General features: G+C 69.1%; 17 protein-coding genes. 5 read left to right on the forward strand and 12 right to left on the reverse strand.

Translation table 11 applies throughout. From position 1 onward, the window contains the following. The first annotated feature begins 3 nt into the window (after positions 1-3). Genes LQ566_RS05650 through LQ566_RS05660 form a run of 3 tightly spaced genes read left to right on the forward strand, consistent with a single transcriptional unit; the run spans position 4 to position 1,742 of the window. Positions 4-339, forward strand: a complete 336-nt coding sequence (locus LQ566_RS05650; protein WP_231090629.1) for a PadR family transcriptional regulator — start codon at positions 4-6, stop codon at positions 337-339. Position 340: 1 nt separating this feature from the next. Beyond that, on the forward strand, positions 341-1,336 hold the full coding sequence (locus tag LQ566_RS05655) for a permease prefix domain 1-containing protein (protein WP_231090630.1): 996 nt from the start codon (positions 341-343) through the stop codon (positions 1,334-1,336). A 4-nt stretch (positions 1,337-1,340) separates the two neighbouring features. Continuing rightward, a complete protein-coding gene (locus tag LQ566_RS05660) occupies positions 1,341-1,742 on the forward strand; it encodes a VOC family protein (RefSeq protein ID WP_231090631.1) in 402 nt (133 codons plus the stop codon). A 17-nt stretch (positions 1,743-1,759) separates the two neighbouring features. On the opposite strand, the gene LQ566_RS05665 is transcribed toward LQ566_RS05660, so the two are convergent. From LQ566_RS05665 to LQ566_RS05720, 12 genes are all read right to left on the reverse strand, one after another. Next, positions 1,760-2,620 carry a sulfurtransferase gene (locus LQ566_RS05665; protein WP_231090632.1) on the reverse strand — a complete coding sequence of 287 codons (861 nt, stop codon included), beginning with the start codon at positions 2,618-2,620 and terminating at the stop codon, positions 1,760-1,762. A 210-nt stretch (positions 2,621-2,830) separates the two neighbouring features. Next, a complete protein-coding gene (locus LQ566_RS05670) occupies positions 2,831-3,310 on the reverse strand; it encodes a hypothetical protein (RefSeq protein WP_231090633.1) in 480 nt (159 codons plus the stop codon). Between the two features lie 328 nt (positions 3,311-3,638). Further along, complete coding sequence (locus tag LQ566_RS05675) at positions 3,639-5,456, reverse strand: glycoside hydrolase family 35 protein (RefSeq protein ID WP_231090634.1); 1,818 nt, start codon at positions 5,454-5,456, stop codon at positions 3,639-3,641. Next, the gene (kduI, locus tag LQ566_RS05680) at positions 5,453-6,283 is read right to left on the reverse strand and encodes a 5-dehydro-4-deoxy-D-glucuronate isomerase (RefSeq protein WP_231090635.1); all 831 of its coding nucleotides are present in this window, start codon (positions 6,281-6,283) and stop codon (positions 5,453-5,455) included. The genes LQ566_RS05675 and kduI overlap by 4 nt, the downstream gene beginning before the upstream one ends. Before the next feature lie 32 nt (positions 6,284-6,315). Then, positions 6,316-7,080, reverse strand: coding sequence for a 2-dehydro-3-deoxy-D-gluconate 5-dehydrogenase KduD (gene kduD, locus LQ566_RS05685; RefSeq protein ID WP_231090636.1), 765 nt, complete (start codon positions 7,078-7,080; stop codon positions 6,316-6,318). Next, the gene (locus LQ566_RS05690; RefSeq protein ID WP_231090637.1) at positions 7,077-7,958 is read right to left on the reverse strand and encodes a fumarylacetoacetate hydrolase family protein; all 882 of its coding nucleotides are present in this window, start codon (positions 7,956-7,958) and stop codon (positions 7,077-7,079) included. Before LQ566_RS05690 ends, kduD begins: the two co-directional genes overlap by 4 nt. Before the next feature lie 4 nt (positions 7,959-7,962). Beyond that, positions 7,963-9,144, reverse strand: a complete 1,182-nt coding sequence (locus LQ566_RS05695; RefSeq protein ID WP_231090638.1) for a glycoside hydrolase family 88 protein — start codon at positions 9,142-9,144, stop codon at positions 7,963-7,965. A 41-nt stretch (positions 9,145-9,185) separates the two neighbouring features. After that, positions 9,186-9,860, reverse strand: a complete 675-nt coding sequence (locus tag LQ566_RS05700; RefSeq protein ID WP_231090639.1) for a ferredoxin-NADPH reductase — start codon at positions 9,858-9,860, stop codon at positions 9,186-9,188. Positions 9,861-9,862: 2 nt separating this feature from the next. Beyond that, positions 9,863-10,765 (reverse strand): carbohydrate ABC transporter permease, encoded by a 903-nt coding sequence (locus LQ566_RS05705; RefSeq protein ID WP_231090640.1) that lies wholly within the window; start codon positions 10,763-10,765, stop codon positions 9,863-9,865. Beyond that, entirely contained in the window at positions 10,765-11,703 is a 939-nt protein-coding gene (locus tag LQ566_RS05710) for a carbohydrate ABC transporter permease (protein ID WP_231090641.1), read from the reverse strand. The genes LQ566_RS05705 and LQ566_RS05710 overlap by 1 nt, the downstream gene beginning before the upstream one ends. 69 nt (positions 11,704-11,772) lie before the next feature. Further along, positions 11,773-13,110, reverse strand: coding sequence for an extracellular solute-binding protein (locus LQ566_RS05715; RefSeq protein ID WP_231090642.1), 1,338 nt, complete (start codon positions 13,108-13,110; stop codon positions 11,773-11,775). Positions 13,111-13,165: 55 nt separating this feature from the next. After that, the gene (locus LQ566_RS05720) at positions 13,166-15,127 is read right to left on the reverse strand and encodes a DUF2264 domain-containing protein (RefSeq protein WP_231090643.1); all 1,962 of its coding nucleotides are present in this window, start codon (positions 15,125-15,127) and stop codon (positions 13,166-13,168) included. Between the two features lie 192 nt (positions 15,128-15,319). On the opposite strand from LQ566_RS05720, the gene LQ566_RS05725 reads away from it, so the two are divergent. Then, positions 15,320-17,251 (forward strand): heparinase II/III family protein, encoded by a 1,932-nt coding sequence (locus LQ566_RS05725; protein WP_231090644.1) that lies wholly within the window; start codon positions 15,320-15,322, stop codon positions 17,249-17,251. Continuing rightward, positions 17,248-18,363, forward strand: a complete 1,116-nt coding sequence (locus LQ566_RS05730) for a substrate-binding domain-containing protein (RefSeq protein WP_231090645.1) — start codon at positions 17,248-17,250, stop codon at positions 18,361-18,363. Before LQ566_RS05725 ends, LQ566_RS05730 begins: the two co-directional genes overlap by 4 nt. The last annotated feature ends 23 nt before the right edge of the window (positions 18,364-18,386 follow it).

The following is an 18,386-nucleotide window of genomic DNA, read 5'->3' on the forward strand; positions in this document are numbered from 1 at the left end:
GCCATGCTCGAATCGACCGACATCCATCTGCAGGAGCTGCGTCGCGGCACCGTGGTGCTGGCGTGCCTGCAGTTGCTGCGTACGCCGGGCTACGGGTACGCGCTCCTGGAACAGCTCGAGCACGCCGGCTTCCCCACCGATGCGAACACCCTCTACCCGCTGCTGCGGCGTCTGGAGAAGCAGGGCCACCTCGTCAGCGAGTGGAACACCGACGAGACACGTCCCCGCAAGTTCTACCGCACGTCTGCCGCGGGCGCCGATCTCGCCGACACCCTCACCCGCGAGTGGCTCGCACTCACAGACGCCGTCGCGGCGCTGACGCACGATAAGGAGAACTGACATGGCTGCCACCCTGACCGATCGCTACATCGACGCCACCGTGCGAACCCTGCGTCCGCACCTCCAGGAGGATGTCCGCGAGGAGCTGGCCACGTCCATCGCCGACGCCGTCGAGGCGCGGCTGGAGCAGGGTGAGTCCGCGGACGATGCGGAACGGGCGGTGCTCAACGCGCTCGGGGATCCGGGAGTGCTCGCCGCAGGATATGCGGATCGGCCGCTGCACCTCATCGGCCCGCGCTACTTCATGACATGGTGGCGCCTGCTGAAGCTGCTGCTGTGGATCGTTCCCCTGAGCGTGATGGCCGCAGTCGCCCTCGGTCTCAGCATCTCCAACGCCCCCGGCGGGCAGATCATCGGCACCGCGGTGGGGGTGGGTATCTCGGTGGTCGTGCACGTGTGCTTCTGGGTGACGTTGGTCTTCGCCCTCCTGGAGCGCGTCGGCGGGGACCCCGCCCCGACCTGGACCGTGGATCAGCTGCCAGAGGCGCGGGAGGACAGTGCGAGCGTGTCGCACCTGGTGGGATCGCTCGTCTTCCTGGGGGCGTCGATCGCAGCGGTGCTGTGGGATCGGTTCCGCGGATTCGTCGTGCTCGACGGCGAGATCGTCCCGGTGCTGCACCCCGGGCTCTGGCCGGTGTGGATGCTGGTCTTCCTCGGGATCGTGCTCGGCGAGGCGGCCGTTGCCGTCGCGGTGTTCCGGAAGCGGCGGTGGAGCGCGGCGACGGCGTCAGCGAACACCGTGCTGGCCGTGGCCTTCGCCGCTGTCTCGCTGTGGCTGATCTCCACCGGCCAGCTGATCAATCCCGAGATCATCGCCGCCATCGTGCTGCACGGTGGATCGGATTTCCATTACGCCGACCTGCAGTCCGCGAACGAGGGCGGGATCTTCCGCATCCTCGCAGTGCTGCTGGGCGCCGCGATCATCGCCGTCTGCGCGTGGGATGGCTTCGACGGGTGGCGTCAGGCATGGCGCGCCCGCGGGCGAATGAGAGGATGACGCCATGGCACTCGTGGATCATCTCGGCATGTCCGTCGTCGACTTCGACCGCGCGCTGACGCAGTTCGGGGCGGTGTTCACGGCGCTCGGTTACGAGTTCGGCGGTGCCGACGACCATTCGGCGGCGTGGCACCAGGGCGATGAGACCGAGCTGATCATCTTCCAGGCTCGCGAACCCGGCGACCTCCACCGCCACGGCGAGTCCGGCTGGCAGCATCTCGCTTTCGCCCTGGACTCCCGCGAGGACGTGGAGCGCCTGCACCGGGTGGCGCTGGAGGCCGGGTGGAGCGAGGTGCGCGCACCGAAGCCGTATCCCCGCTTCAACGAGCGCTACTACGCGTCCTTCGTCGAGGATCCCAGCGGCATCCGCTTCGAGTTCATGCACAACCCTCCGCGCGCCGACTGAGCGTTCCTGGCGCCTTCTCAGACGCGGCGGATGCGCTGCGCGGGCGTCATGCCGAGGGCGACCTCGCGGCCACGCGTGCGGGACCACTGGCTCCACGACCCCGGGTACAGGGCGACGTCGAGCCCCGCCACCGCGCCTGCCAGCACCGTGTGCGCCGCGGCGATGCCCGAGCCGCAGTAGGCCGCCACCGGGACGGTGTCATCGACTCCCAGTGAGGCGAAGTTGCGGCGGATCTCCGCAGGCGACCGGAAACGACCACCGCTCAGGTGATAGGTGGTCGGCAGGTTCCTCGCCCCGGGGATGTGCCCGGCCACGGGGTCATGCGTATCGGGGTCGCCGCGGTACCTCTCGGCGGATCGCACGTCCAGCAGCACCCCGTGCTGCGGCCACCGGGCGGTCTCCACCATTCCCAGCTGCTCACCGAAGCCCTCCACCTCGGCATCGCCGACCGGCGGCTGGACGTCTCCCGTCTCCAGCCCGAAGCCGGCCGCCGCCCAGCCGCGCAGCCCGCCATCCAGCACGCGCACGTCGATGTCGGCGATCCCCGCGTGCGTGAGCACCCACCAGGCGCGGGCGGCGGCGACGGAGTGCACGTCGTCGTAGACCACGACCGGGACACCGCGGCGCAGGCCCCAGCGGCGGACCGCGGCCCGCAAGGTGTCATCGCTCGGGAGCGGATGCCGCCCCTGCTCGGGGTGCCCGTGTTCGGCGAGCTCGCGCTCCAGGTCGACATACACGGCACCGGGCAGATGTCCGTCGAGGTACTCGGGGCGCCCCTCCGGCTGGTCGAGGCGCCAGCGCACATCGAGCACACAGACCTCGGCACCGTCCCGCAGCAGATCCGCGAGTTCGGTGACGGAGATCAGGGGCGAAGCCATGTTTCCATGCTGAACATTCCCGGGCCGACCAGGGCCGTGTTTCGTCACCCGCCGACACACGGCGTCATGTGCGGGCTGCCGGGCGCATGCGCCGTGTTCCGCTGTGCCGATGCCTCTCGAGTGCATGATCATGCTTCGAATCCATGATGAGTACGGCCGACGGGTCATGTATTGGTGGCACGATCATGCGTTCGCGCAAGGCGGGACGGCTCAGCCGAGGTCGGCGAGCAGCGACTGCGTCATCTCCGGCACGGTGTGCCGCAGCCGACGACGATCGGCGATCATCATCGCCACGGTGATGCCGCCGAACACCACGAGGCCGCCGATGGCCCAGGCGATGTCCGCGCCGCCCGGCATTTGTCCGGTCACGGCGCCGAGCAGCGGCAGCAGGAAGATCCCGGCGGCGATGCCGCCGAAGATCAGCACCAGCACGGTGTCCATGGCCCGCGTGCGAGCGCGCCCGGTGAGGAGGGTGCCACCGTCGGCCTCGAACATGCGCAGCTCCAGGACCACGCCGCTCGGAAGCTGGTAGACCCCGGCGCCGAGCGAACGCCGCAGCACACGGATCCGGTCACCGCGGCGACGGTAGGTTCCCGCGCTGCGCGTGGCCGTCAGCCATCCGTCGATCCGGCGCTGTACCGCAATGGGCGACTGCCCGGCGATCGCCACAGTGACGGGGACGGAGGCCATCCCCCGAGCCTATCGGCGGCGATGAGTCCTGCTGTGCGCAGGTGTGGCCGTCGGCTCAGACAACGGCCCGCGCCCGGTCTCACATACTGCTGTTCTGGTTCAGACAGCCGACAGGTTCTGAGACCACAGCATCCCCGGGTTTCACATGCTGCTGTCCCGTCTCGGACAGCCGACAGATTTTGAGACCACAGCGCCCCGGTCTCACATACTGCTGTCCCGTCTCAGACAGCCGACAGGTTCTGAGGCCAGAGCGAGCCCCGGTCTCACATACGGCTCTCCCGACTCGGAAGCCGACAGTTTGTGAGACCGGGGATCGCCGTGGGCGGCATCACTCGTCGGTGGGGCCGAGCACAGGGTGCGGGGCGAAGGTGAGCGCGGGGGCATCGAGATGCTCCAGCTCCAGCAGCGTCACAGTGTTGCGGCCGGCGCGGGTGACCGGAGCCGGCACGTAGAGCGTGCGCTGCGGACCGTTTCGCCAGTACCGGCCCAGGAAGAAACCGTTGACGAATGCGAAGCCCTTGCGCGCCCCGGCGGCATCCAGGAACAGATCCGCTGCCTCCGCGAGGTCGAACTCGCCCGTCCACACCGGTGCGATCAGTGCCGTCTCCACCGGGCCGGGGACGCTCGCCCGTGCCACCAGATCGCGCTCCGCGATCACTTCTACGTCCCACCCGCTCAGCTCGGCTCCGTCGAGCAGGGCGGGACCGATGAGGCCCTTCGCCTCGCCGATGCGCGGGCCGTAGTTGGTGCGCCCCTGCTCCTCGACGAGGATCGTCAGACGCCGGCCCGCGGGGATGCGGATGCTCCGTTCCGAGCGGGTGCGCGAGATGGTGCCGACCGGCATTCCATCGACGGACACCCACGCCTGATCGCGGATCTCCGCGACAGTGAGGATCCCCGCAGCGCCCGCGGGAAGCTCCGTCGTGTAGACGAGCACCCCGCCCGGGACGCCCAGCTCGTCGAAGGTCGGCGGCTGCGGGAACGTCCCCGCGGCGGAGCGGCCGATCCATGAACCGGCGGGGGTCAGTGCGACATCGAACGCCGGCGCCGGGGCCCTGGCGGCAAGCACGCCGGATGCGGCGCCCTCGGCGTGTGCCTCGGTACCGGACCCGACGGCCTCGGATGCCCCCGCGCCCGGCACCGTCTCGGGCACCTCGGCATACTTCGCGATGACGTCGTGGAACGCCCAGAACTTCTCGGTGGGCTCGCCCGACTCCGACAGCGGGGCGTCGTAGTCGTACGAGGTGACGATCGGAAGGTATCGGCCCTTGTCGTTCGCCCCGTTGCTGAGGCCGAAATTGGTGCCGCCGTGGAACATGTAGAGGTTCACGGAGGCGCCCGCGGCGAGCAGGGCGTCGAGTTCGCGAGCCGACTCGGCCGCGGAGGTGGTGTGGTGCTTCGTGCCCCACCAGTCGAACCAGCCGTCCCAGAACTCCGAGCACATCAGCGGTCCGGTCGGCTGATGTTCGCGCAGGGTGGCCAGTCGCTCCGTCGCCCGTGAGCCGAAGGACCCGGTCAGGTGCAGCCCCGGCAGCGATCCGTCGCGGAGCATCTGCGGTTCGGGCTGGTCCACGGTGGTCAGCGGCACGGTGATGCCGGCCTCACGGGTCACGCGGACGAGCTCGGCCAGGTACTCCTTGTCGTCGCCGTAGGCACCGTACTCGTTCTCGATCTGCACCAGGATGACGTTCCCGCCGCGGTCGATCTGCCGCGGAGCGACGATGTCGTAGACCCGTCGCAGGTACTCCGTGAGGATGGCGAGGTATTGCGGTTCGCTGCGGCGCAGCCCGATTCCCGGAATCGACGTGAGCCATGAGGGCAGCCCGCCGCCGTGCCATTCCGCGCAGATGTAGGGCCCGGGGCGCACGATGGCGTACATCCCCTCCTCCGCGACGATGTCCAGGAAGCGGCCGAGGTCGAGGCCACCGCTGGCGTCCCATTCCCCGCGATACGGTTCGTGCGCGTTCCACGCCACGTAGGTCTCGATGGTGTTGAGCCCCAGCAGCCGGGCCTTGCGGATGCGGTCGCGCCAGTGATCGGGATGCACCCGGAAGTAGTGCAGCGCACCCGCGAGGATCCGGAACGGCCGACCGGCGAGGAGAAAGCTCTCCTCGCCGATCGTGAACGTCTGCGGGTTCGTGGTCACTTGAGGTCGACGATCGGGGCCGCGTCCATGTCGTCGAAGGCCTGGTTCTCCCCCGCCATCGCCCAGACGAACGAGTAGGCGGCGGAGCCGACGCCGGAGTGCAGCGACCAGCTCGGCGAGATGACCGCCTGGCGGTCGGCGACCATCAGGTGGCGTGTCTCCTCGCGCTCGCCCATGATGTGCACGACGCGCTGGTCGGCGGGCAGATCGAAGTACAGGTAGCACTCGGTGCGGCGGTCGTGCGTGTGGGCCGGCATGGTGTTCCACATGGAGCCCGGGTGCAGGGTGGTGACACCCATGACGATCTGGCAGCTGCGGATGCCGTTCTCGTGGATGTACTGGTTGAGCGTGCGACGGTTGCTGGTGAGCTGGTCGCCGAGCTCGCGCACGGTCCCCTCGCCCGGAGCCACCAGCTGCGTCGGGTACGTGGTGTGGGCCGGGGCGGAGAACAGATAGAACTGCGCGCCCGATCCGCCGGCGGCATCGCGGAAGGACACGGTCTCGATGCCGCGGCCGAGGTACAGGCATGCACCGGAGACCAGCGTGTACTCCTCGCCGTCTGCGGTCACGACGCCTTCGCCGCCCACGTTGATGACACCGAGCTCGCGGTGCTCGAGGAAGGTCTCGGAGCGGATCTCGGGGTAGCCGGTCAGCTCCAGCACGCGCCCAGCGGGCTGAGCGCCGCCGAGCACGATGCGGTCGTGGTGGGTGTAGGTGAGCGAGATCTCGCCCGGGACGAAGACCTCGGGGATGAGGTAAGTCTCGCGGAGCTCCGCGGTGGTCATGCCCGGAATCTGGGCGGGGTTGGTGGCGTAGCGCTGCTGCATGATTTCTCCTTCTGGGATGTCAGCTCGGCGGGTCAGCGGACGAGCCAGCCGCCGTCGACCGGGATGATCGTCCCGGTGACGTAGGAGGCGGCGTCGGATGCGAGGTAGACGAACGTGCCCTGCAGGTCGGCCGGGGTGCCCCAGCGGCCCATCGGGATGCGCGAGACGATCGACGCCTCACGCGCCTCGTCGGCGCGGATGGCGGCCGTGTTGTCGGTGGCCATGTACCCGGGCGCGATCGCGTTCACGGTGACTCCGGACGTGGCCCATTCGTTGGCGAGCGCCTTGGTGAGCCCGGCCACGGCGTGCTTGGACGCGGTGTACGCGGGCACCAGGATGCCGCCCTGGAACGACAGCATCGAGGCCACGTTGATGATGCGGCCGCTGCCCTGGGCGAGCAGACGCTTGCCGACGGCACGGGAGAGATGGAACACGCTGTCGAGGTTGACCGTGAGCACCTCGTTCCAGTCGTCCTCGGAGTACTCAGCCGCCGGTGCGCGACGGATCGTGCCGGCGTTGTTGACGAGGATGTCGATGCGCCCGAGTTCCCGCTCGATCTCGGCGACGGCGGCCTCGATGTCGGCGGAGGTCGCGGTGGCGAAGTCGGCGTGCACGCTGTGGACACGCCGGCCCATCGCCTCGATGGCAGCCGCGGTCTCGGAGGCGTCACCGCGGTTCAGCAGGGCGATGTCGGCGCCGGCCTCTGCCAGCGCGAGAGCCGCGCCCTGCCCCAGCCCACGGCTGGATCCGGTGACGATGGCCACCTTCCCGTCGAGTCGGAAGCTGTCCAGGATCATGCGTTCACTCCAGTGTTCGTTCGGTCGGAATCGGCGATGAAGCGGGTGGCGAGCTCCCCCAACCCTGTCACGCGGACGGTGACCTCGTCACCGGCGACGATGTGCCGGTGGGCGTCCTGCGCCGCAGGCAGCTTCTGCGGGGTGCCGGTGGAGATCACATCTCCCACCTCGAGCGTCATCGCCTGGCTCAGGTGATGCACCAGGAACGCCATCGGGAAGATCATCGAGTCGGTGGACTGCGACACCGTCACCTCGCCGTCGCGCACGACCTCCACGAGCAGGTCCTGCGGGTCGGCGATCTCGTCACGCGTGACGACGACGTCGCTCATCGGCAGGAAGCCGTCGAAGCACTTGCCGAGGGTCATCTGCGATCCCTTGCGCTGCCAGTCGCGGGCTGAGACATCGTTGAGGATGACGTACCCGCCGACGTGCGACAGTGCCTCCTCGACCGGGACCCGGTGCGCACGGCGGGCGATGACCAGGCCGATCTCGCCCTCGTAGTCCACCTCGGAGGCGACCGCGGGCACCACCACGCCCGTGGACGCCGACACCGGAGTGTTCGGCGTCTTCACGAAGACGTCGGGGAAGGCGGGATCATCCGCCGTGGGGTCGGCCCCCGGGGGCACGTGCCCGCGGTAGTTGTAGCCGATGGCGAGCACCTTCCCCGGCGTCACCGGGAGCACCGTCTCGATGCTGTCGGGCGCGATGGTCGGAGCGGTCTCGACGATCGCGGCGGCCCGTGCGCGCAGCTCGTCCGAGCCGAGGATCTCGATGAGATCTGCGGCCAGCCCCTGGCCGGTGAGGTCGACGACCTCACCGGTGGCAGTGAGAGCGCCGGTGTGCACCTCACCGCCGGTGGTGAAACGGATCAGACGCATGCCGTCACCACGCCGGGCGCCAGGCCGGGTCGGCGTGACGGGCCAGCGCTTCGAAGAAGAAGTAGTCGCCCCAGAGCGATCCCTCCTCCACACCGTGATCGTTGCGCTTGTTGTAGACGCTCTGGGTGAGGACGGTGTGAGCGTCCGCAGAGGTGGGACGGTACTTCTCGATGAGCGAGGCGAGGATCTCGTCGGCCGCCGCGATGGCACGCTCGGAGCGTGCCCCGGGGCCCTCGATGTCGGCCAGCTCGTACAGGCCGCACACGGCGATCGCCGCCGACGACGTGTCGCGGGGCTCCCCGGAACCGTCGGTGAACACGAGGTCCCAATAGGCGACGCGGTCCTCGGGCAGGTGAGCGAGGAAGTAGTCGGCGCAGCGCCAGGCGGCATCCAGCAGCTCCGGGTCGCCGGTGGCGCGGTGGTTCAGCGCGAAACCGTAGATACCCCAGGCCTGGCCGCGAGCCCAGCACGAGTCGTCCGCGGCGCCCTGGGCCGTGGTGCCGCGCAGGGCCTCACCGGTCTCCGGGTCCCAGTGGAACGTGTGGAAGGTGGTGTCGTCCTCGCGGATGATGTTGATGCGCAGCTGCGTGGCGTGACGGCGGACGGCGTCGGCGAAGCGCTCCTCACCGGTCTGCTCGTACGCCCACGACAGCAGCGGCAGGTTCATCAGGCTGTCGATGATGGTGCGACCGCGCTGCTCGGGGTCCGACAGCGTGCCCCAGGCCTGAATGATGCCGGCCGGCTCCAGGAAGCGGGTCATCAGGTGGTTCGCTGCCGACAGCGCGGCGCGACGTCCCTCTTCATCGCCCAGCAGGCGGTACGGAGCGACCGCGGCGAGGGTGTAGAGGAAGCCGAGGTCGTGGGTCTCCAGGTCCTCCTCTGCGTCCACGCGACGAGCGAAGTCGGCCAGGTGCGCGAGACCGGCAGTCTTGAACTCCTCGTCACCGGTCAGCTGGTACGCGATCCACTCCATGCCCGGCCAGAAGGACGTGGTCCATCCGCCGTTGCCGCCGACGGGGATGCCGTTCTCGGCATGACGCAGCGGGTAATGCTCGCCGTCGTTCGTGGTGTCGTCGGGGAAGACGCCCTCGGCGGGCGGGAAGGCGGCGATGGTGCGGCGCACCGTGTCGAGCACGGCGGTGATCGCGGCGTCGGTGTCGATGCTCACGCGGGACGGAGACGTCATGGAGGAACTGCTTTCTGTAGGAGGCGTCGAAGACGGATGCGTCAGGCCGACGCGGGAGCGGGCTCGGCGGGGAGCACCGGCCGCAGGGAGTATCGGGAGCCGGACCAGGCCACGTACAGCACCGGGGCTGCCGTGATGCCGATGGCGAGAGCGGGAGCCGTGGTGAACACGGCGAACTGGACGGCGAGCATCACCAGGGTGGCCAGCGTCAGCCACCAGCGCCGCACCGCGAGGACGGCGGCCGAGCGCAGCACCTCGCCGAAGCGGGCACCGGGCACCTCCGCGATGGCCACGAGCCCGACGATGCCGATCGCCGCGACGAGCACGGCGAGCACGAGCAGCAGCGGCACCAGGACCGCGGCGAACTCGGTGCCCGACAGCGCACGCACATCCACGAGGAGAACCACCAGCACGGCGGTGACCGCGACGCCCCAGCCGAGGGCGCGCAGCCCGGCGGTGCGCACCCCCTGCCAGAACGCCCGCACGGGTCCGAGACCGCCCAGACCGTACTCGCGGAACGCGGTGAACGCCCCGCACAGCGCCGGTGCTGCGAGCGGCAGCGCGACGGCGAGCAGCGGCCAGGACTTGGTCGGATCGGTCGTGATCAGCAGGAACACCAGCGGCAGGGCGCCGACGAGCAGCAGCATGTTCACGATGAGTCCGAGGGCGGTCACCGAGAAGACGGTCGCGTACAGTCCGTGCGGGATGCGCTTCATGATCAGCCCTTCATGCCGCTCGTGGCGATGCCCTCGACGAAGTACTTCTGTCCGAGCATGAAGATGATCGCGATCGGGATCACCGAGATGGTGAGGCCCGTGAACAGCAGCGCGTAGTTGGTGTCGTATAGGTTCGAGACGAAGTTCTTCAGACCCAGCTGCATGGTCCACAGATCCGGGTTCCGGAGGTAGATGAGGGGTCCGAGATAGTCGTTCCACGTGTTGACGAAGGTCAGCAGGCCGAGGCTCGCGATGGCGGGGACCGACAGCGGCAGCATGATGCGGCGCCAGATCGCGTACTCGCTGAGCCCGTCGATGCGGGCGGCCTCGCTGAGCTCCTCCGGGATCGTCTCGTAGAACTGCTTCATCAGGAACACGCCGAACGCGCCGAACGCCTGCAGCAGGATGATCGCCCACAGGGTGTTGGACACCTTGAGGTTGGACAGCAGGATGAACTGCGGGATCATGTACGACTGCCACGGCACCGCGATGGTGGCGATGTACAGCAGGAACAGCGCGTCGCGTCCCTTGAAGCGCATCCGGGCGAATCCGTATGCGGCGAATGAGCCGGTGAGGATCTGCAGCGTGGTGACGACCACCGCGAGCAGCAGCGTGTTGCGCAGCCACACCAGGATGTTCGACTTGGTCCAGATGTCCACGTAGTTCTGCCACACCCACATGTCGGGCAGCCACTTCACGGGCACGGAGAAGACGTCGTTGGGTGCCTTCAGGGAGCTGAGCACCATCCACGCGAAGGGCACCAGCAGGAAGATCGCGAACACGATCAGCACCGCGTACAGCAGCACGCGACCGACGGTGCGGCGCGTCCGCTTGGTGCCGACGGAACGGTCGCCGAGGGTGCGGAGGCTCCGCTTGTCGACGGTGACGGCCATGGTCTCGCTCATCAGGCGCTCCTCCGCTTGTTCCAGAAGAACTGGATGATCGTGACGATGATGCAGAGGAAGAACAGCGCGACCGACGCGGCGGATGCGTAGCCGAACTGGTTCTCCTCGAAGCCCTTCTTGTAGATGAACTGGCTGATCACAAGGGTCGACTGACCCGGGCCGCCCTTGGTCATCACGAGGATGAGGTCGAACACCTTGAAGGAGTTGATCGTGAGCATGACGGTCACGAAGAAGGTGGTGGGACGAAGCGCGGGCAGCGTCACGTTGACGAAGCGCTGCCAGGTGCTCGCGCCGTCCATGCGTGCGGCTTCGTGCAGCTCGCGCGGCACGGTCTGCAGGCCCGCGAGGAACAGGATCATGTAGTAGCCCATGTCGCGCCAGGTGCTGACGATGACGACCGACGGCATGGCCCAGGCGGGATCGGTGAGCCATCCGGGCGGGTTCTGGATGCCGATGGCGCGCAGGATCTCGTTGATCGGGCCGGCGTCGGGGCTGAAGAGCAGGTTCCACACCAGCGCGATCGCGACGATCGAGGTGATGTAGGGGAAGAACGCGGCGGTGCGGAAGAAGGCGACGCCGCGGATCTTGTTGTTCAGCAGCAGGGCGAGCGACAGCGCCACGATCATCGTGAGCGGGATGTGCATCACCGAGTAGTAGATGGTGTTCCAGAACGCGATCTGGAAGCTCCCGTCACCCATCAGGCGCGTGAAGTTGGCGAAGCCGACGAACTGGCTGCCCCCGAACACGTTCCAGTTGGTGAGCGACATGTAGAACAGCACGATCACCGGCACGAGGGTGAGGGCTGCGAAGCCGATGAAGTTCGGCAGGATGAAGCTCCACCCGATCAGCGCGTTGCGCAGCGCGAGGCGCGAACGGCGACGGGGCAGTGTTTCACCCTTTCCGGTGCCGCCCTTGCGGGTGGCGGCGGGAGACGTCATGAAGACCTCCGGGTTGCGAAACGGACGGTGGAGGGGTGGCCGGCCCCGCAGGGCCGGCCACCGGGGGCGTCAGCCGACGCCGACCTCGTTCTTCAGACGGTCCTTCGCCTCGGCGAGGCCCTTCTCGACCGTGGTCGAGCCGGAGAGGATCGCGGAGTGCATGTCGTTCAGGACACCCTGGATCGCGGCGGTCTTCGGCGAGGTCGGGTTCTCGGCGACCACCTTGTGGGTCGAGAACGCGAACTTGGAGAGGTCATCGGTCGGGGCGCCCTCCGCCGCGAAGTACGTGTCCACGACGGTGTCGTTCACCAGCGCCGGCGTGATGCCGATCTTGGCGAGGGAGACGGCGGCCTCCTCGCTGGCGGCGTAGGCCAGGAACTTCTTGGCGGCGGCCTGCTTCTCGGCGTCCGCGTTGGCGTTCACGCCGAAGCCGGTCGGGTCACCGAAGGTCACCGGGGTCTTGTCCAGGCCCGCAGTGGAGGAGTCGGCCTGCGGTGCGGGTGCGATGCCCCACTCGAAGGCGTCGGCATCGCCCGAGGCCTGCTGGGCGATCAGCGTCGCGACGAACCAGGTGCCCATGAGCTCCATGGCGGCGTTCTGCTTACCGAACTCACCCTGATAGGTGAGCTGGTTTGCGGACGACGTGTTGAAGTCGATCTGGTCGCCCGAGGACTGCATCGCCAGCGTCCGGTCGTAGTACGGACCGAACTGGTCGATCTTGCCCTCGAGGATGTCCGCGCCCTTGGTCTGCGCGTTCGCGAAGCCCTGGACGGTGGACTGCCAGCGGTGCTGGTAGACGGCCTTGGCAGAGGAGCCGGCAGCGGTCAGGCCCTTGTTCAGTTCGTCAGCGGCCTTCTGGTAGTCATCCCAGGTCCACGTGCCGTCGGGGGTGGCAACCCCCGCCTGCTCGAACAGCGCCTTGTTGTAGAAGAGCACCCACGAGTCGTTGCGGTACGGGGTGGCGTACGCGGTGCCGTCGACCTTGTAGGACTCGGCGCCCGAGATGCCGTCCGGCAGCTCCACGTCGGAGACGTCGGCCAGCTGACCGCCCTCCTGGAAGGTGGTCAGGTACTTGACCTCCTTCTGCGTGATAATGTCCGGGCCCGAGCCTGCGGCGAGGTCGGTGGTGATGAGCGTGTTGTACTCGGCGGCGTCGTACTCCTTGAGCTCGATCGTGATGCCGGGGTTGGCGGCCTCGAAGCCGTCGACGAGCGTCTGGAACTCCGGGGTGGAGGAGATGTTCCAGGCGGACATCGTGAGCGCGACGGACTTGCCCGACGAACCCTCGGTCGACTCGCCCGAGCCGCCGGTGCTGCCGGCGTTGCCCGAGTCGCCGCCGGCGCAGCCGGCGAGGGTGAGTGCGGCGACCGTTGCCAGTCCCGCTGCTGCTACGAACTTGCGGTTCATGAGTTGCTGCTCCTTTGCAAGACGGACCCGGTGGATCCGCGGGGGTTCCGCCTCGTCACGCGACGATGCGGATGTCTTCGATTTCCGTGTCGGTGGTGACCCCATCGGGCCAGGTCACGGTCACGGTGCTGCCGGATTCAGGGATCCGGACGTGTGCAGGGGCGCCGGCCGGCTGGTCGTCGCGGGTGAGGTCGAGCACCGCTGTGACCCATTCACCGGGGCGCACGGGGAACTCGAGGACGGGGACGGCCGCGATCGGCCCCAGGGGGCTCGCGTCCTCACGCAGCACGACGGCTGCGGTGGCGGCACCGGCGGGATCGGCGATCCGCGACACGAGATCGCCGCGGATGGCGGAAGCGGCAGCTCCTTCGGACACCTGGTGCACCTCGGTGCCGGCGAGGGCCCAGCCGCCGATGCGGAGAGTCCAGTCCCCGGGCTCGAAGCCCGCGCTCTCCTCGACACGCACCAGACGGGCCTCCCAGCGACCGCGGACGATCGAAACCGTCTCGATGCGGGTGACCGGGATCATCTCGCCGGCGAGACCCGACCCATGCGCGCGCTGCGGCGGGATCTCCCCCAGCAGGTGCGCGGTCCATGACGACGAGGCCACGCCGGTCTCCCCCTGTACCTGGACCTGGCGCAGGTCCATGGGAGCGCGGTGCGTGGCGGCGCCCGCGGCATCCACCAGGGCCACCGACTGCTCCAGCGGCTCGATCCACGCGCGCTGGTTCGCCAGCGGCGAGACGGCGCTGGAGTAGCCGATGCGGGTGTACAGCGGAGAATCCCCGACGAGCTCGCCGCCCGCGGTGGCGTGGTCCGCTCCGTGGTTGATCACACGGACGATGCCGTCCTCCGCAGTGGTGGAGACGATCCAGCCGGCCGAGCGCACGGTGCGGAGGTCGCCACCGGTCTCGGCGGGAAGGGGCTCGGCGGGGGCCGTCCACACGGGGTGGTCAGCGGGAAGCAGGAGCCCCACGAGACCCTTGGTCGCCCAGTACGGCGAGGCGGGACCCGAGTACGACTGCGCGAGGTCGCGCCATTCGTCGTGCCATCCCATCGAGAGCAGGTCATCCGTGTCCGGAGCACCGGCGTCGGCGAAATGGCGCACGATGCGATCGGCCGCGTGACGCAGCGCCCCCGGCGACACCGAGGGGACTTCGGCGATGGCGCCGATCCAGAACGGAGCGGCGGCGGCGAAGCGGTAGATGAGGCTGCGGCCCTGGATGAGCGGGGAGCCGTCGGCACCGACGAGGGTGACGGCATCCTGCAGGAAGCGATCCAGGCGTGCGATGTCCGCGTCCACTCGGTCGGCGCCGATCTCACGAGCTCCGGCCATGCGCGCCCAGAGCACCGGGTAGAGGTGCAGGGCCCAGCCCACGTAGTGGTCGTAGGAGCGCTCGGCGCCGTCGGAGAGCCAGCCGTCCTCACGGATGAAGGAGTCGTGCAGAGCGAGGTCCGCATCGATGTCGGCCTGCGACCACGGACCGCCGACGGAGCGCAGGAAGGTCTCGACCACGATGCGGAACCACAGCCAGTTGTTGCGCGGGTAGGTCTCATCCCCCACGACGACGGCGAGGTAGTCGATGACGCGCTGCTGCGTCACGACGTCGAGGGTGTCCCAGATCCACTCGCGGGTGAGGTCGAAGATCAGCGCGAGGGATGCCGCCTCCACCTTTGCCTGGTCGTGCTCATCCGGACGCACCCAGCGGTCGGGGGCGTCCGGGTCGACGCCGGTGATGATGCCGCGGCGATAGAAGTCGATCAGATCGTCCACGCCTTCGCCGCGGGCGCCCGCGATGCGGAAGCCGGCCAGCAGGAAGGTGCGTGCGAAACCCTCGAGTCCGTCGACGTCGTGACCGTAGCCGCCCTCTGCACCCGGAGGGGTGATGCGTCCCGCACCCGGCGACGCGTGGCGACGGGCTCCGTCCAGGAGACGATCGGCGAACGCGACCCACTCGTCACGCGTCCAGTCGGATGAACCGGCGGCTGCGGTCGGTGCGGCGGGGGGAGGAACCACGGTGCTCCTTCATCGGGTGTGGCGGGTCACGATCATTGTGATCTGAATCGGAGATTATCAATACAAATCGAACATTGCAACGCAGTGTATGATCGTTTTTGATCGTTTGGCGATGTTCACTTGTCTCCGGAATGATCAGCAACCGCTTCCTGCGACGGTGTCGTCGCAGCACCTCCGTCCTTGGGAGTTCGAATGACCGACGCAGCGCAGGCTTCCGCCACCCGGCCGCCGTTTCGCGGGCGGATCGCCCGCACTCTGGCGGAGCTCGGGATCGCGGAATCGCTGACGGACCTCCTCCTGCCCGCTGCGAGCGCGCTTCCGGTCGCCCCCGCGACCGATCGCGACGTGTGGGACGGTATCGACGAGACCACCCGCGCTGCTCTGCTTGATTCGGCGACCGCCGATCTGGGCACACCGTGGCCGGTTCCGCTCGCGCGCGACGCCGCCCGCTATCACCGCGACGGCAATCGGGAGGAGTACGAGCGGGCGGTCTTCCGCCGCCAGGAGCGCGTGAGCCGTGCCGTGGTCGCGGCCGCGCTGACCGGCGCGGACGTGTGGCTCGACGAAGCCGCGGACGGTCTGTGGCTGCTGTGCGAGCAGAGCACATGGTGCTGGCCCGCTCACGACGACACCCGTCAGCGCCATGGCGCCGTCCTGGCGACGGTGACCGATCCGTTCCTGGATCTGGGCGCGGGTGAGCTGGTCGCACAGCTGGCATGGGCGGACCACGTCCTCGGCGACGCGCTGGATGCGCGCTACCCGGGCCTGCGCACGCGTATCCGCCACGAGTCGTGGGTGCGCGTGTTCGAACCGTTCCTTCGCCGCCAGGACTGGCACTGGATCGGCCTCGAACGCCCACCCCACAACTGGAACCCGTGGATCCACGGCAACGTGCTGGTGGCCGCGCTCCGGCTGCTCGACGACGACCCGGACATGCGCGCGCGGGTGATCGAGCTGGTCGTGGACGGTCTGGACCGATACGTGTCCGCGCTTCCCGAGGACGGCGCGATCGACGAGGGATACGCCTACTGGTGGAACGGGGCGCTGCGGGCCCTGGAGGCGCTCGACGTGCTGGAACACGCCACGGGCGGTCGTGCTCGGCTCACAGAGCGGATCGGAGCGCTGCGCGAGACGGTCGCCTTCCCGCACCGTTGCCACCTCGGCGGCGACTGGTATCTGAATCTGGCCGACGGCCAGGCCCGCCCCACGCTCGATCAGCCGTGGCACGCCCTGCACCGCGCCGCACGCGCGGTCGGGGACCACGAGGCGCAAGCGCACGCCGCGACGCACCGGGACCCGCTGGCTCCGGCCGCGACGGAGATCAGCGGACTCGGCCGGCTGCTGCGCGGAATCACCGATCCCCTCTGGCGAGATGCCCGATCCCTGGGCTCCCCTCTCCCCCGCGACGTGTTCTGGCCCTCGACCGAGGTGCTGGTGGCACGCGGTGCCGCGGGGTCCGCGGCGGGTCTCACCCTCGCCGTCAAGGGCGGGAACAACGACGAGAACCACAACCACGACGACGTCGGCGAGGTCATCGTCGCGCGTGACGGGGTTCCCGTCCTGATCGATGCGGGACGTCCGACCTACACCGCCGTGACCTTCTCGCCGCAGCGGTACACGCTGTGGCCGATGCAGAGCGGATGGCACAGCGTGCCGGTGATCGACGGGGCCGAACAGGACCACGGTGCGCAGTTCGCCGCCGCCGACGTCGATGCCCGCGTGTCGGACGACGCCTCGACGATGTCGCTGCAGCTGGCCGGCGCCTACCCTCCGGGCACGGTGTCATCCTGGGTCCGCTCCGCTGCCCTGGACCGCGCCACCGGTACGGTGAGCATCGTCGATTCCTGGACCCCCGGTGTCCCCGCGGTGCAGCACCTGCTGGTGGCCGGAACCGTCCGGCTCGAGACCGGCGGCGCGTGCGTCACCCCGATCGAAGGCGCGGGCGATGTCCGCCTGCGCTGGAGCGGCGGCGAGGCGCGACTGAGCGTGCGGACGCTGGATGATCCGCTCCTGCGCGAGGTGTGGGGTGAGAGCGTGACACGAATCGAGATTCCCGCAGGTAGCCACGGCGAGTCGCGGATCACGGTAGAACTGGTACGAGCTGAAGCTGAGGAAGTCCGATGAGAGAGCCGTCGTCCGGCATGCTGGCCCCCGAGCGTCGGGTGCACATCCTCGCCGCGCTCGCGCGCGACGGGATCGTCAAGGTGACCTCGCTGAGCGAGGAGCTCGGCGTCACCCCCGTCACGCTGCGCCGTGACCTCGCGCAGCTCGAGGTGGACGGCCTGGTGCTGCGCGTGCACGGCGGCGCGATCCCTGCGCACGAGTCCGAGCTTCCGGAGGCGGCGGCGCTGCCGCCGGTGAGCATCCGGCCGGCCGCGGGTCGCGACGCCATCGGCATCCTCGTGCCGTCGCTGAACTACTACTGGCCCACCGTCGTCCGCGGTGCCGAGCAGGAGGCGGAACGCCTCGGCTATCGCCTGCTCATCCGCGGCGCCTCCTACGAGCTGCAGGATGAACGTCCGCTTCTGGAACGGCTGGTGGAGGATGACGGCGTGGTCGGCTTGATCGTGGCACCGAACACCGCGGCCGAGCACGCCGACGAGGTGCTCGAGTGGCTCCACCGGGCGCCGGTACCCGCTGTGCTCGTGGAACGTGAGGGGCGCGGGCCCGATCGGTCGCCCATGGAGTCCGCATCCAGCGATCACGCGCTCGGCGGCATGCTGGCCGCACGTCACCTCGCAAGCCTCGGCCACGAACGCATCGCGCTCGTGCTGTCGCGGTCTTCGCCCACATCGGGGCAGGTGGCCGCGGGATGGTCGGAGGCGTGCCGCGAGCTGGGACTTCCGGACTCGACCGGCGTGGCCGCACACCTTCCCGACCGCAATAGCCCCGACTTCAGCTCCGTGGTGGCCGCCACCCTCGACGACGCACTGGAGCACGGCGTCACGGGCATGCTGGTGCACCCCGATCCCGAGGCGCTGGCGTTCGTGGACGTGGCCATGACGCGCGGGATCTCCGTACCCGAGGACCTGTCCGTCATCGCCTACGACGACGAGGTGGCGCGCATGTTCACGCCGGCCTTCACCGCCGTCGCTCCCCCGCGCACGGCCGTGGGACGCACCGCCGTCGGCCTGCTGCATCGGCGCATCACCGAGCCCGACGTCTCGGTGGAGCGCGCCAAGCTCAGCCCCTCCCTGTCGGTCCGCGCCTCCACGGCTCCGCCCCGCACCGCCTGACTCTCGGCGGCCTCACCTTCCCC

This window comes from Microbacterium nymphoidis (assembly GCF_021044885.1).
Lineage (GTDB): Bacteria > Actinomycetota > Actinomycetes > Actinomycetales > Microbacteriaceae > Microbacterium > Microbacterium nymphoidis.

Excerpts from the sequence above, each read along its gene's own strand:
- LQ566_RS05690 (WP_231090637.1), bottom strand. The coding sequence starts at position 7,958 with ATGCGTCTGATCCGTTTCACCACCGGCGGTGAGGTGCACACCGGCGCT.
- LQ566_RS05650 (WP_231090629.1), top strand. The coding sequence starts at position 4 with ATGCTCGAATCGACCGACATCCATCTGCAGGAGCTGCGTCGCGGCACC.
- LQ566_RS05660 (WP_231090631.1), top strand. The coding sequence starts at position 1,341 with ATGGCACTCGTGGATCATCTCGGCATGTCCGTCGTCGACTTCGACCGC.
- LQ566_RS05695 (WP_231090638.1), bottom strand. The coding sequence starts at position 9,144 with ATGACGTCTCCGTCCCGCGTGAGCATCGACACCGACGCCGCGATCACC.
- LQ566_RS05670 (WP_231090633.1), bottom strand. The coding sequence starts at position 3,310 with ATGGCCTCCGTCCCCGTCACTGTGGCGATCGCCGGGCAGTCGCCCATT.
- LQ566_RS05665 (WP_231090632.1), bottom strand. The coding sequence starts at position 2,620 with ATGGCTTCGCCCCTGATCTCCGTCACCGAACTCGCGGATCTGCTGCGG.
- LQ566_RS05705 (WP_231090640.1), bottom strand. The coding sequence starts at position 10,765 with ATGAGCGAGACCATGGCCGTCACCGTCGACAAGCGGAGCCTCCGCACC.
- LQ566_RS05710 (WP_231090641.1), bottom strand. The coding sequence starts at position 11,703 with ATGACGTCTCCCGCCGCCACCCGCAAGGGCGGCACCGGAAAGGGTGAA.
- LQ566_RS05700 (WP_231090639.1), bottom strand. The coding sequence starts at position 9,860 with ATGAAGCGCATCCCGCACGGACTGTACGCGACCGTCTTCTCGGTGACC.
- kduD (WP_231090636.1), bottom strand. The coding sequence starts at position 7,080 with ATGATCCTGGACAGCTTCCGACTCGACGGGAAGGTGGCCATCGTCACC.
- LQ566_RS05730 (WP_231090645.1), top strand. The coding sequence starts at position 17,248 with ATGAGAGAGCCGTCGTCCGGCATGCTGGCCCCCGAGCGTCGGGTGCAC.
- LQ566_RS05725 (WP_231090644.1), top strand. The coding sequence starts at position 15,320 with ATGACCGACGCAGCGCAGGCTTCCGCCACCCGGCCGCCGTTTCGCGGG.
- LQ566_RS05655 (WP_231090630.1), top strand. The coding sequence starts at position 341 with ATGGCTGCCACCCTGACCGATCGCTACATCGACGCCACCGTGCGAACC.
- kduI (WP_231090635.1), bottom strand. The coding sequence starts at position 6,283 with ATGCAGCAGCGCTACGCCACCAACCCCGCCCAGATTCCGGGCATGACC.
- LQ566_RS05715 (WP_231090642.1), bottom strand. The coding sequence starts at position 13,110 with ATGAACCGCAAGTTCGTAGCAGCAGCGGGACTGGCAACGGTCGCCGCA.